We start from the raw sequence: 12,301 nt of genomic DNA on the forward strand, positions 1-12,301 counted from the left end.
CGGCTGCCCAATGGGGTGCCGGCCCGGACAAATCCTATGCCTTCGCCTTGACGTAGCGGCCCGGTGCCGCCTCGATGGCGCGGTAATCCTTGTTGCCGTAGTCGGTGGGCGCTGCCTTGCGCGCGCCGGCGTGCTTGCCCAGCCAGGATGCCCAGTCGGGCCACCAGCTGCCGGCATGCTCGGTGGCATCGCTGAGCCAGTCCTCTGGCAACGCCGGAAGCTTGTCGTTGGTCCAGTGGCTGCGCTTCTTCTTGGCCGGCGGGTTGATCACACCGGCAATATGGCCCGATGCCCCAAGCACGAAACGCAGTTTGTTCTTGAGCAGCGCGGTCGAGGCGTAGGCCGATGCCCAGGGCACGATATGGTCCTCGCGCGAGCCGTAGATATAGGTGGGCACGTCAATGCTGCCCAGGTCCACCGGCGCATTGCACACGGTCAGCTTGCCCGGCTCCTTGAGTTCGTTCTGCAGGTAGGTATGGCGCAGGTACCAGCAGTACCAGGGTCCCGGCAAGTTGGTGGCGTCGCCGTTCCAGAACAGCAGGTCAAACGGTACCGGAGTATTGCCCTTCAGGTAGTTGTCGACGACATAGTTCCAGACCAGGTCGTTGGGGCGCAGGAAAGAGAACGTGTTGGCCAGTTCCACGCCGCGCAGCAACGCGCATGGCGCGCCCCCGACGCCGCCCAGGGTGGCTTCGCGCAGCTTGACGTGGGCTTCGTCGACAAACACATCCAGCACGCCGGTCTCGGCGAAATCCAGCAGCGTGGTCAGCAATGTCAGGCTGGCCACGGGCCGCACGCCGCGCTTGGCCAGCACCGCCAGCGCGGTGGACACGATGGTGCCGCCCACGCAGAAGCCCAGCACGTTGATCTGGTCCTGGCCGCTGATCTCGCGCGTGACTTCGATGGCGCGGATGGCGGCATGCTCGATGTAGTCATCCCAGCTGATCTCGGCCATCGAGGCATCCGGGTTGCGCCAGGACACCATGTAGACCGTGTGCCCCTGCTCCACCATGTAGTTCACCAGCGAGGTCTGCGGCTGCAGGTCGAGGATGTAGTACTTGTTGATGCACGGCGGCACCAGCAGCAGCGGGCGCGTGAACACCTTTTCGGTGCTCGGCTTGTATTGCAGCAACTGGAAGTAGGGGTTCTCGTAGACGACCGCACCCTCGGTGACAGCCACGTTGCGGCCCACTTCGAAGGCGGATTCGTCGGTCTGTGAGATCTTGCCGCGGCCAAGGTCCTCCAGCATGTTGAGCACGCCAACCCGTAGCGACTCACCGCCCGACTCGATCAGTTTTTTCTGCGCCTCCGGATTGGTGACGAGGAAATTGGCCGGCGACATGGCATCGACCCACTGCGAGACGGCGAAGCGGATGCGCTGGCGGGTCTTGGCATCGGCCTCGACCGCGTCGGCCAGCTCATTCATGGCGCGTGCGTTGATCAGGTAGAAGGCAGCCGCGTAGTGAAAGGCCGCGCTGCTGCGCCAGGCATCGCCGGCAAAGCGGCGGTCGGCCAGTGCCTCCGCCGGATTGGCGCCGCCTTCGGCCATGCTTCGCCACAGCTCGCTGAAGTCCTTCATGTAGCGCTGCTGGATGCCGGCCAACTGATCGGGCGCGATCTTCACGCCCGCCATGGCGGAACCCGTCAAAGCCTCGAAACCGGGAATGCCGGGCATGCCGGACATGCCCTGCTGGGTCGCCATACCGTTGGCCTGTGCCTGACGGGTCCATTCCAGCCATGTCGCTGGATCAAATGGCCCCGAAGCAAATGAAAACGGTTGGGACTTGTCTTCCTTGGCGGAAGCTGCCGCACCTTTGCCGGTTGCCATGATGTTTCGTCTCTCTGCCGTCACTTATTTGAAAGCTGGCTGGGCGGCGTGCCACCACTGCGGGACTCACCCCCGCCTCCAGCCTCGAAACCGGCCCGCGCTGACACCCTCGGCTGGTGACGTCATGCGGTATGCTTGCCGGACACGCCTCTCCGCGGACCGGATGGTGCCGGCGGAGCCTGCGAATGCTCGCGAACACATAATCGCAAGCCACTCGAGGCCATTGTTGCCTTGCAATGTTCTGCCTGTCAATGCGGAAAATTGCGCGGACCGGCGCTAATGGCAAAATGCGCCCGGCGCGAATCTGCGGGCAGCCCGGCGCAGCCACTCCGGCCCCGGGGCAAGCTTGCACGAGAAGGATGACTTTCTGATGTACATCGTTGCAATCGGTTGGCTGTACGTGGTCCTGATGATGGCCATTACCGAACATACCGTGGTCGCGGGCGTGGCCACTTTCGTCTTTTATGGCCTGTTCCCGGTGGCGATCCTGGTGTACATCATGGGCACGCCTGGACGCCGGCGCCGGCGCAAGGCCGAGGAAGCAAAACAGGCCAAGAGCGAGCCGGACCCCGCGGCCGCCGGGGAGCCCGAGGCAACCCAGCCCGCCCAGGCGACGGGCGCGCGACCAGCCCTGCCGCCCGCCCGGGACTAACGGCGAGGGGAATTCAGGCGACCAACCAGACCAGGCTGGCCATGCGGCCAGTGACGCCATCGCGCCGGTAAGAGTAGAAGCGCCGCGCATCGCTGACGGTGCAGGCGTCGCCGCCATACACCGCGGTACAGCCCGCGCGCGCGAGGCGGATGCGGGCAAGCGCATAGATATCGGCGAAATACTTGCCGTCCGCGCCGGCGCGGAATGCGCGATCCACCGGTCCCGCTTCTTCGGGCAGCGCCTGGGCAAGAAAGGCCTGCCGGACTTCGGCGCCGACCTCGAAGGCTTGCGGGCCGATCGCAGGACCAAGCCAGGCCAGCCACTCGGCCTGCGCGCCTGCCCGCTCGCCCATGCGTGCCACCGTGGATTCGATCACCCCGCCGCACAACCCGCGCCAGCCAGCGTGCGCCGCGCCCACCACCGTGCCGGCACGATCGCAGAGCAGCACCGGCAGGCAATCCGCGGTCATTACGGCGCAGACCCGCGCAGGGGTCGCGGCAATGCTTGCGTCCGCCTGCGGAACCGCGCCATCGGCCGCGAACTTGTCCTCGGTGGCGATCGCGCAGCCATGCACCTGCTCCAGCCAGCCTGGCGCGGCCGGCAGCCGCGCGGCCAGGCGCGCCCGGTTGCCGGCGACCGCCGAGGGATCGTCGCCCACGTGGGTGCCGAGGTTAAGCCCGCCCGGGCTGCCGTCCGCCAGGCCGTAAGGGGCCTGGCTCAAGCCGCCCTGACGGGTGGTGGACAACGCGCGCACCCGCGCCGGGGCCGGCCAGTCAGGAACCAGCCACGGCGCCTCAGTCGTCATCGCCGTACTCCCATGCGCCGTCCTCGCCCTCCACCCAGCCGTCATCCTCGTCCTCATCATCGGCGCGGTCGAAATCGAGCGCTTCGATCAATGCCTGCAGGTCGTCGGGCGGCGGCGCCTCCCACGACATGGACTTGCCGGTCGTCGGATGCACCAGCCCCAACCGGAAGGCGTGCAGCGCCTGGCGCCCCAGCGGCACCGGCAGCGGCGCCTTGATGGCCGGGCGCTGGCCGCGCTGCGTAGCGGCGCGATGGTAGACCGGATCGCCGACCAGGGGATGGCCGATTGATTCGAAATGCACGCGGATCTGGTGCGTGCGGCCGGTTTCGAGCTGGCACATCACCATCGAGACATGGCCCCGCCCGAGCGGCACCGTGCCCAGCGTGCGGAAATGGGTGCGCGAAGGCTTGCCGCTGTTGGTGAGCACGATCGCCATGCGGATCCGCTCGCGCGGATCGCGGCCGATCGGCGCATCGATGGTGCCCGATTCGGGCGTCTCGCCCCACACCAGCGCCAGATAGGTACGTTTGACGGTACGCGCCTGCAACTGGCGCACGAGATCGGTCTGGGCGGTAAGCGTGCGCGCCACTACCATCAGCCCGGAGGTTTCCTTGTCGAGCCGGTGGACGATGCCGGCGCGCGGCAGGCCCACGGCCTCGGGATAGCGGTGCAGCAGGCCGTTGAGCACCGTGCCGCCCCAGTTGCCGGCCGCGGGATGCACCACCAGCCCGGCGGGCTTGTCGATGACCAGCATTGCCGCGTCCTCGTACACCACCTCGAGCGGCACGTCTTCCGGCACGAAGGCGCGCGATTCGGCGGGGGCCTGCGGCCGCACCACGACGCGCTCGCCCATCTGGACCGAAGCCTTCGAGCGGCGCACCTCGCCGTCGACCAGCACCGCGCCGCTCTCGATCCATTGCTGCAGGCGGCTGCGCGAAAATCCGCTGAGATGGCGCGCCAGCAATTTATCGAGGCGCTCGCCATGTGACGCACCGTCTACTTCAAACTCCACTTGCTGCATTTCCAACTCGATCGGCGATGCCTGCGCACCAGCCTCCAGGCCGCCTAGCGCGGCCACATCGGTCAGGTCTTCCAGGTCCTCCACTTCGTTCAAAGTGTCGGCTGAATCGGCAGCTTGCTGCGCGATGCCCTTGGCGGCGGTTGCCGGCAAGGGGCTTGGGCTATAATGCTTGACGCTATTTTTCATCCGGGATATGTTGCCCATGCAATCGATGAGCATGAAGCGCGCCAACTGGCGCGCAAGAATTGGAGCGATTCTGCTCGCAGGCGGCTGCGTCATGCTATCGGCGTGCGGCCTGCTGTCGGATCAACCAGACGAAACTGCCGGCTGGTCGGCTAACAAATTATATTCGGAAGCCAAGGACGCACTCGATTCCGGCGACTTCACCCGTGCAGTCAAGCTGTACGATAAGCTGGAAGGACGTTACCCCTTCGGCCGTTTCGCGCAGCAGGCGCAGATCGATTCCGCCTATGCCAGCTACAAGGATGGCGAAACCGCCGCGGCCCTGGCCTCGGTTGACCGCTTCATCCAGTTGCATCCGAATCACCCGAACGTGGATTATGCCTATTACCTGAAGGGCCTGATCAACTTCAATGATAATTTGGGCTGGCTCGGCCGCTTTTCCGGCCAGGACCTGAGCGAGCGCGACCCCAAGGCCGCGCGCGCCGCGTATGACGCATTCAACACCCTCGTCACGCGCTTCCCCGACAGCAAGTACACGCCGGACTCCGCCGCGCGCATGCAGTACATCGTGAACGCGCTGGCCCAGCACGAGGTCCATGCGGCACGCTACTACTACAAGCGTGGCGCCTACCTGGCCGCCGCCAACCGCGCCCAGCAGGCGCTCAAGGAATATGATGGCGCCCCGGCCAACGAAGAAGCGCTGTACATCATGATCCGTTCCTACGACTCGCTGGGCATGAAGGATCTGCGCGACGATACCGCCCGCGTGATGGAAAAGAACTTCCCCAACAGCGATTACATCAAGTATGGAGAACGCCGCAAGGACAAGTCCTGGTGGGAAGTGTTCTGAACGGCAGGCATGCAATTGAGTAGGCCGGAGGCGCAAGCCCCGGCAACAAAAAGCCCGGTCTCAACCGGGCTTTTTGTTGCCTGCTCAATCGGGCCGCGCTTCGCCCCCTTGGTCCGCCGCTGGCGCCTCCCCGCCGTCCCGGATCGATTCTAGGAAGCGGATCACGGTCTCGGCCTCGCGCGTCCGCTTGAAGGGCGGCAGGCTCTGCCAGATCTGGCGACCATAGGGCTTCTCCACCAGCCTGGTATCGCAGATCACCAGCACCCCACGGTCTGTCTCGGAGCGGATCAGGCGCCCCGCGCCCTGCTTGAGCGTGATCACCGCATGCGGCAACTGGTGCACGGCGAACGGGCTCAGGCCCTTTTTCTGCAGCACTTCCATGCGTGCGGCCAGCACGGGATCGTCGGGTGGCGCAAACGGCAGTTTATCGATGATCACCAGTGACAGCGCCTCGCCACGCACGTCGACGCCCTCCCAGAAACTCTGGCTGCCGACCAGCACCGCATTGCCAAGCTCACGGAAACGGTCGAGCAGTTCCGTGCGGCTGGCCTGGCCCTGGACCAGCAGGGGTAGTGCCAGGCCGCGCTCCGCGAAGGCCTCGTAAAGCATATCGGAGGCACGCTGCACCGCCCGCAGCGTGGTGCAGAGCAGAAAGGCGCGACCGCCCGCCGCCTCGATCAGCGGCAACGCGGTTTGCACCACCGCTTCCGTGAACTGGGGCGACTGCGGCGCCGGCAGGTCTCGCGGCACGTAGAGCAGGCCCTGCTCGGCGTAGTCGAACGGGCTTGGCAAGGTCAGCGACCTGTCCTTGTCCAGCCCGAGCTGGGCAGCGTAGTGGCTGAAATTGCCCTTCACCGAGAGCGTGGCCGAGGTAAATACCCAGGCTCGCGGGTGGCCTTCGCGCTGACGCGTGAAGATTGGCGCGATCGACAACGGGGTGCGATGCAGCTGCACCGTGTGGGAGAACACCTCCACCCAGCGCACCGTGTCCGGCCCGAAGGCGGCTGCAGGGGCCGCCACCGCGCCATCTTGCGCCTCGCCGCTCGCGGCGGGCTGCGGCGCGGCCTTGGATTCGCTACGCCAGGCCGCCAGGCGCTGATCGAGCTCCACCGCGCGGCGGTGGCACTGCTCCAGCGACTCGGCGCGCTCTGCCTGGCTTTCCAGCAGGGTCACGAACTCCCCCAGCGCACTTTCGAGTGCGTCCAGCGTCTCAAAAAAAGGCTTGCTGATGCGCGGGTCCGCTTCGATCTGGTTCACCGCCAGGCGCGCATTGTCCTTGGTAAAGGCCAGCCGCAAGTCCCGCGCGGCACGCTCCAGGGGTGCCGCGATGCGCACCCAGTCGGCGGCGTCCCGCGCGTGCGAGAGGCCTTCGGCCACGGTATCCCGCGCGAGCTCCAGCAACTGGCTGGTCGACAGGCTGTCGCCAAAGAACAGCGTGGCCGTCTCCGGCAGCTGGTGCGCCTCGTCGAAGATGACTGTGTTGGCCGCCGGCAACAGTTCCGCCATGCCTGTGTCGCGCAGTACGACGTCGGCAAAAAACAGGTGATGGTTGACCACCACCAGGTCGGCTTGCTGCGCCTCCTTGCGCGCGCGCATGACAAAGCACTCTTTGTAGTTCGGGCACTCCGTGCCGAGACAGTTGTCGCGAGTCGAAGTGACCAGTTGCCATACCGGCGCGTTTTCCGGCACCGAGGCAAGCTCGGCCTTGTCGCCCGTGGACGTCACCTTGGCAAACCGGGCAATCTCGCGCAGCCATGCGGCGTCCTGCCGCGAGGCCAGGCGGCCCTGGATTTCGGCGCGTTCCAGATGGTAGTGGCAGAGATAGTTGGCCCGCCCCTTGAGCAGCGCGACCGACACCGGCACATTGAGCGCGCGCCGCACCGTGGGGATATCGCGCAGGAAGAGCTGGTCCTGCAGGTTCTTGGTACCGGTGGAGAGGATGACCTTGCCGCCCCACAACATGGCGGGGACCAGATAGGCAAAGGTCTTGCCGGTACCGGTGCCGGCCTCGACGATGACCGTGTCGGCGCGCTCGATCGCGCTGGCAACGGCCTCGGCCATGCGCTCTTGCGCCTCGCGCGGGCGGTAGCCTTCGATGCCCTGCGCCAGGGTCCCGGTCGGGGCGAAGATGGTAGCCAGTTCGGCGGCATGCGATACCGCGGCACCGGACGGCCCGGTACCGCTGGCGGCCGGCATTGCGGGCGTATCTGGCGTGTCGGCCGCAGCGGACACGGTGGTYGTTACGGGGACCGCGGGCGTGGCGGAAAGGTCTTCTTCGGAGGCGGGCAAGGCGAGGCTTTATGGCGGACCGCTTCAGCGACGGCCCGTGGACAAGGGGAATCAGGCGGGCACGTCCGGCTCGAGCTGAAGCTGGAGCAAGGTAATCGCATCCTTGAGCTTGAGGCGGCGCTTTTTCAGGCGCCGCAGCTGCAGCTCGTCATGCGTGGCGTCAGCCGCCATGCGGTCAATCAGGTAATCGAGATCGCGGTGTTCGATCTGCAACTCCATGATCTGCCGCGATAAGGTATTCAGGTTGCGGTCCATGGGCTCCCCCGATCAAAGCCGGCGCTGGCGCCGSCGGGCCGGTATGGCTTCCGACGCTGGCACCGCGTGGCGCGTCGCGTCGTCTTGCACCGGCCATTGTCGCCGGTATTGCCCCCGGCTGTGGGCGCGGCTCGCACCGCTCAGAAACCGAAGGGACGCGGCGTCGTGGCCTGCCCCTGCTGTTCCTTGGCCTTGGCGCGGCGCTCGTCGACGTCTTTTTGCCGTTGTTCGGCTTCGCGCTGCTTCGCCTCGAACGCCTTTACATTTTCCTGCCGCTRCCTGGCCTGCTGCGCGCCCTGCTCTTGCGCTGCCTTGATGCGCGCATCGAAGTCAGCCTGCTTCTTGTTGTAAGCCTCGGCATTGGCGGCACGCTGCGGAGCATCGGCCTGATGCTGCGCATCGCGCAGTTGCTGTTCCTGCTGCTTGCGCTCGAAACTCTCGCGGCTGGCGCGTTCATTGGCTTCGCGGGCAGGCTGGCCGGCTTCGTACTCGGCACGCTTGATGGCCTGAGCCTGGTCGCGCTCGACCGCCTTGAAGGCGCGCTCCGCTTCTCCAACCTCCAGTTCCCGCTTGCGCAGCACCTGCAGTTCCCCGCGGCGCACATCCTTGGCCTTGTCGATGCAGTGCGTAACAAAAAAACTGTTGTAGCAATCGTGCTCCGCCTTGCCGTAGCGATAATCGGTCCAGGCACGCGAATCGACGATGGCCTTGCGCTCCGCGGCGAAATCCCGCGACGGCGGCTGCGGCGCTTGCGCCTCAGTTGCCTGGGCAGGGGCCTGCGCAGCGCCCGGGGCCGCCTGCGCATGGCCGCGCATTGGCATGAGCAACACCGCCAGGCCGGCGCACAGCAAGGCAAGCCGCAGCTGCGCGGACAGAGAGCGGGCCTTGGCCGGGGTGGCGGAGCAGTCGGATAACGCGGCCGCGAGTGGGGCCGGATGTGGCTTGACGATCATGCCCGGATTCTAACATCCGCCCCGCCTCTTGCCCCAGGGCACGGCGGCTTATTGATGCCTGGCCAGCCTCCGCCGGAACGCCGGCTGTGCCCTGCCCTGAACACCGCGCCGCGCCGCGGCAAGCTTGTGGCAAAATGCCCCGCTTTCGACCGACTGTTTTCCTGATGTCCAATCTGCCAGCTTCCGTCATGCAAAAGATCGTGTCGCTCATCGCGGCCGAACTCTCCGTCCAACCCCGCCAGGTGGCCGCGGCCGTGGAACTGCTCGACGAAGGCGCGACCGTGCCTTTCATTGCGCGCTACCGCAAGGAGGTCACCGGCAACCTGGACGACACGCATCTGCGTAACCTGGAAGAGCGCCTGCTTTACCTGCGCGAGATGGAAGAGCGCCGCGCCACCATCCTCGCTTCCATCGAGGAGCAAGGCAAGCTGACGCCCGAACTGCGCGCGGCCGTCGAAGGCGCCGAGACCAAGCAGGCCCTGGAAGATCTGTACCTGCCCTACAAGCCCAAGCGCCGCACCCGTGCCCAGATCGCGCGCGAGTGCGGGCTCGAGCCGCTGGCCCTTGCCCTGCTGGCCGATCCCACGCTGGACCCGCAGACCGAGGCCGCCAGGTATGTCAACGGCAATCCCACCGCCGATGGCGGCGTGCCCGACGTCAAGGCCGCACTCGACGGCGCACGCGACATCCTGTCGGAGCAATTCGGCGAAACCGCCGAACTGCTCGGCAAGGTGCGCGAGCACCTGTGGAACAACGGCATGGTGAGTTCGTCCGTGATGGAAGGCAAGGAAGGCGCGGAGGAAGAGAAATTCCGCGACTACTACGAATACAGCGAGACCATCCGCACCATTCCGTCGCACCGCGCGCTGGCGCTGTTCCGCGGCCGCAATGCGGGCGTGCTGATGGTCAAGCTCGGCCTGGGCGAGGAACAGGACGCCATGGTGCCGCACCCGTGCGAAGGCATGGTTGCCCGCCACGTCGGCATCCAGAACCAGAACCGTCCCGCCGACAAGTGGCTGGCCGACGTGTGCCGCTGGTGCTGGCGCGTCAAGGTGCAGCCGCACCTCGAGACCGAGCTGCTGACGCAACTGCGCGAAACCGCAGAGAGCGAAGCCATCAAGGTGTTCGGCCGCAACCTGCACGAACTGCTGCTGGCCGCGCCGGCCGGTCCGAAGTCGGTGATGGGCATCGACCCGGGCATCCGCACGGGCTGCAAGGTGGCCGTGGTCGACACCACCGGCAAGCTCATCGACACCGCCACCATCTACCCGCACGAGCCGCGCCGCGACTGGAACGGCTCGCTCGCCACGCTGGCGCGCATGGCCAAGCAGCACAATGTGATGCTGGTCTCGATCGGCAACGGCACGGCCAGCCGCGAGACCGACAAGCTGGTGCAGGACCTGATGAAACAGCTGCCCGAGGCCAAGCTGACCAAGATCGTGGTCAGCGAAGCCGGCGCCTCGGTGTACTCCGCATCGGAACTGGCGGCCAAGGAATTCCCCGATCTGGACGTGTCGATCCGCGGTGCGGTTTCGATCGCGCGCCGTTTGCAGGATCCGCTCGCCGAGCTGGTCAAGATCGACCCGAAGTCGATCGGCGTGGGCCAGTACCAGCATGACGTGAACCAGCGCGAACTGGCGCGCGCGCTGGACGCCGTGGTGGAGGATTGCGTGAATGCCGTGGGCGTGGACGTGAATACCGCCTCGGCCCCGCTGCTGGCGCGCGTATCGGGCCTGAACACCGTGCTCGCGCGCAATATCGTCGAGTACCGCGATGCCAACGGCGCGTTCGCCAACCGCGATGCGCTGAAAAAGGTGCCGCGCCTGGGCGACAAGACATTCGAACAAGCCGCCGGCTTCCTGCGCGTCAATGATGGCGACAATCCGCTGGACCGCTCCTCGGTGCACCCGGAGGCCTACCCCGTGGTCAAGCGCATCCTCGACCATATCAAGAAGGGCCTGCCCGACGTGATGGGCAACCGCGACGCGCTGCGCGGCCTGTCGCCGACGACCTTCACCGACGAGACCTTCGGCCTGCCGACGGTGCGCGACATTCTCTCCGAACTGGAGAAGCCCGGCCGCGACCCGCGTCCCGAGTTCAAGACCGCGACGTTCCAGGACGGCGTGGAGGACATCAAGGACCTGCAACCCGGCATGGTGCTCGAAGGCGTGGTCACCAACGTCGCAGCCTTTGGCGCATTCGTCGATATCGGCGTGCATCAGGACGGCCTGGTCCACATCTCCGCCCTCTCCACCAAGTTCATCAAGGACGCGCACGAGGCGGTCAAGGCCGGCCAGATCGTCAAGGTCAAGGTGATGGAGGTGGACGTCAAGCGCAATCGTATCGGCCTGACCATGCGCCTGGACGACGAGCCCGGCCAGGGCCCGGTCCGCGCGGGACAATCGGACCGCGGCAACGGGCCGCGCCAGGGACAGGGACAGCGCCCCGRCCAGGGCAAGGGCTTCGGCGGCCAGCGCCGCGAAGCGGAGCCGTCCGGCGCGATGGCGGCGGCGTTCGCCAAGCTCAAGCGCTGAGCGTCAGGCGCCCGTGGATAAAAGCCCCTGTGCCATGCACAGGGGCTTCTTTTGTCGCGTGTGCGGCATTATGACGGAGTTACGCCTTGGAGATGTGAATCTGCGAGGTAGGCGATAAGGAGCCCCCGCCAGGCGGCGCTCAAAACGCGAGCGGATTAATCTTCATTCGCTTCGCATTGCGGGCCAGCACGTCATCGAGCGTCGCCATGGTCTTAGCCTTGGCATCCAGCGCAGAGGCAAGGTGCAGCGCATCGCCCGCACGGAGCCCCGCGGACGCATCCAGGGTTAGCACTGCAGCGCGATGGAATGTCTGCGGTTCGACTGGCAGTAACTGTAGGTCGCCAGCACACAGGCGTTCGAATGCCTGCCATGCAGATGCCCCCTGTTCGACCGACAGTTGTTTTGTCCGCTGCTTGATGCCAAGGGCGCTCGCGAATTCGGTAACACACCACGCGGCAGAGGCCATTTCTTCGGTACACGCCGCGTACCACTGCGAAACAGCGGGACTCATTGGCTCATTCACGCAGAGCGCCACCAGTACACTCGTGTCAACGTACACCATCAGTAGCGCGCCCCGTGCCGCAACTCCTTCATGACCGATTCCGTCATCGGCATCGCCTCGCGAGTCGACTCCAGTTCTTGCGCGAAAGCCTTCCGGTCCCATTTGGCCGCACGAATGCTTATACCGCCATCCACGGTCAGGTTGGCCTGCACTTGGTCGCCCTCCTTGAGACCAGCGTGGCGAACGTAATCAGCGGGGATACGTAGCGCGAGGCTATTGCCCCATTTCGCGATTTGCAGGTTCACCGTCGCCCCCTTTGATATACATTAACGTATATACATACTAGCGCATCGCTGATTCCGGGGCAACCTGTAGCCAGGAGCAAACGTGCGCCGGCTACCGATGCGGCAGAAGCACCCAGGCCATCCG

The 12,301-nt window shown here is 65.9% G+C and carries 11 protein-coding genes; 3 read left to right on the top strand and 8 right to left on the bottom strand.

Translation table 11 applies throughout. The features are described from left to right. Nucleotides 1–34: 34 nt before the first annotated feature. Nucleotides 35–1,828 carry a class I poly(R)-hydroxyalkanoic acid synthase gene (gene phaC / locus AC1DN0_RS21575; RefSeq protein ID WP_477111176.1) on the bottom strand — a complete coding sequence of 598 codons (1,794 nt, stop codon included), beginning with the start codon at nt 1,826–1,828 and terminating at the stop codon, nt 35–37. Nucleotides 1,829–2,198: 370 nt separating this feature from the next. Here phaC and AC1DN0_RS21580 point away from each other — a divergent pair, with 370 nt between their 5' ends. Beyond that, the gene (locus tag AC1DN0_RS21580) at nt 2,199–2,480 is read left to right on the top strand and encodes a hypothetical protein (RefSeq protein WP_477111175.1); all 282 of its coding nucleotides are present in this window, start codon (nt 2,199–2,201) and stop codon (nt 2,478–2,480) included. A 13-nt stretch (nt 2,481–2,493) separates the two neighbouring features. Here AC1DN0_RS21580 and pgeF read toward each other — a convergent pair whose 3' ends face one another. Together pgeF and AC1DN0_RS21590 are read right to left on the bottom strand one after the other, a co-directional pair. Further along, nucleotides 2,494–3,285, bottom strand: a complete 792-nt coding sequence (gene pgeF, locus AC1DN0_RS21585) for a peptidoglycan editing factor PgeF (RefSeq protein ID WP_441631233.1) — start codon at nt 3,283–3,285, stop codon at nt 2,494–2,496. Then, entirely contained in the window at nt 3,275–4,492 is a 1,218-nt protein-coding gene (locus AC1DN0_RS21590) for an RluA family pseudouridine synthase (RefSeq protein WP_035860220.1), read from the bottom strand. Before AC1DN0_RS21590 ends, pgeF begins: the two co-directional genes overlap by 11 nt. 16 nt (nt 4,493–4,508) lie before the next feature. On the opposite strand from AC1DN0_RS21590, the gene AC1DN0_RS21595 reads away from it, so the two are divergent. Then, nucleotides 4,509–5,339 (top strand): outer membrane protein assembly factor BamD, encoded by an 831-nt coding sequence (locus AC1DN0_RS21595; protein WP_035860133.1) that lies wholly within the window; start codon nt 4,509–4,511, stop codon nt 5,337–5,339. Between the two features lie 84 nt (nt 5,340–5,423). Here AC1DN0_RS21595 and AC1DN0_RS21600 read toward each other — a convergent pair whose 3' ends face one another. The 3 genes from AC1DN0_RS21600 to AC1DN0_RS21610 form a co-directional block, all read right to left on the bottom strand. After that, nucleotides 5,424–7,535, bottom strand: a complete 2,112-nt coding sequence (locus tag AC1DN0_RS21600; RefSeq protein ID WP_441631277.1) for a DNA repair helicase YoaA — start codon at nt 7,533–7,535, stop codon at nt 5,424–5,426. Nucleotides 7,536–7,679: 144 nt separating this feature from the next. After that, complete coding sequence (locus tag AC1DN0_RS21605) at nt 7,680–7,883, bottom strand: DUF465 domain-containing protein (RefSeq protein ID WP_035860131.1); 204 nt, start codon at nt 7,881–7,883, stop codon at nt 7,680–7,682. Nucleotides 7,884–8,023: 140 nt separating this feature from the next. After that, on the bottom strand, nt 8,024–8,836 hold the full coding sequence (locus AC1DN0_RS21610) for a hypothetical protein (protein WP_477145989.1): 813 nt from the start codon (nt 8,834–8,836) through the stop codon (nt 8,024–8,026). A gap of 164 nt (nt 8,837–9,000) precedes the next feature. Here AC1DN0_RS21610 and AC1DN0_RS21615 point away from each other — a divergent pair, with 164 nt between their 5' ends. Next, nucleotides 9,001–11,370 (top strand): Tex family protein, encoded by a 2,370-nt coding sequence (locus AC1DN0_RS21615; RefSeq protein ID WP_477145990.1) that lies wholly within the window; start codon nt 9,001–9,003, stop codon nt 11,368–11,370. 139 nt (nt 11,371–11,509) lie between these two features. Here AC1DN0_RS21615 and AC1DN0_RS21620 read toward each other — a convergent pair whose 3' ends face one another. Together AC1DN0_RS21620 and AC1DN0_RS21625 are read right to left on the bottom strand one after the other, a co-directional pair. After that, on the bottom strand, nt 11,510–11,932 hold the full coding sequence (locus AC1DN0_RS21620; RefSeq protein ID WP_441631240.1) for a type II toxin-antitoxin system VapC family toxin: 423 nt from the start codon (nt 11,930–11,932) through the stop codon (nt 11,510–11,512). Beyond that, complete coding sequence (locus AC1DN0_RS21625; RefSeq protein WP_052686225.1) at nt 11,932–12,177, bottom strand: AbrB/MazE/SpoVT family DNA-binding domain-containing protein; 246 nt, start codon at nt 12,175–12,177, stop codon at nt 11,932–11,934. Before AC1DN0_RS21625 ends, AC1DN0_RS21620 begins: the two co-directional genes overlap by 1 nt. Nucleotides 12,178–12,301 lie beyond the last annotated feature (124 nt).

This window comes from Cupriavidus sp. 05N39 (genome assembly GCF_056397325.1).

Excerpts from the sequence above, each read along its gene's own strand:
- phaC (WP_477111176.1), bottom strand. The coding sequence starts at position 1,828 with ATGGCAACCGGCAAAGGTGCGGCAGCTTCCGCCAAGGAAGACAAGTCC.
- AC1DN0_RS21580 (WP_477111175.1), top strand. The coding sequence starts at position 2,199 with ATGTACATCGTTGCAATCGGTTGGCTGTACGTGGTCCTGATGATGGCC.
- pgeF (WP_441631233.1), bottom strand. The coding sequence starts at position 3,285 with ATGACGACTGAGGCGCCGTGGCTGGTTCCTGACTGGCCGGCCCCGGCG.
- AC1DN0_RS21590 (WP_035860220.1), bottom strand. The coding sequence starts at position 4,492 with ATGAAAAATAGCGTCAAGCATTATAGCCCAAGCCCCTTGCCGGCAACC.
- AC1DN0_RS21595 (WP_035860133.1), top strand. The coding sequence starts at position 4,509 with ATGCAATCGATGAGCATGAAGCGCGCCAACTGGCGCGCAAGAATTGGA.
- AC1DN0_RS21600 (WP_441631277.1), bottom strand. The coding sequence starts at position 7,535 with ATGCCGGCCGCCAGCGGTACCGGGCCGTCCGGTGCCGCGGTATCGCAT.
- AC1DN0_RS21605 (WP_035860131.1), bottom strand. The coding sequence starts at position 7,883 with ATGGACCGCAACCTGAATACCTTATCGCGGCAGATCATGGAGTTGCAG.
- AC1DN0_RS21620 (WP_441631240.1), bottom strand. The coding sequence starts at position 11,932 with ATGGTGTACGTTGACACGAGTGTACTGGTGGCGCTCTGCGTGAATGAG.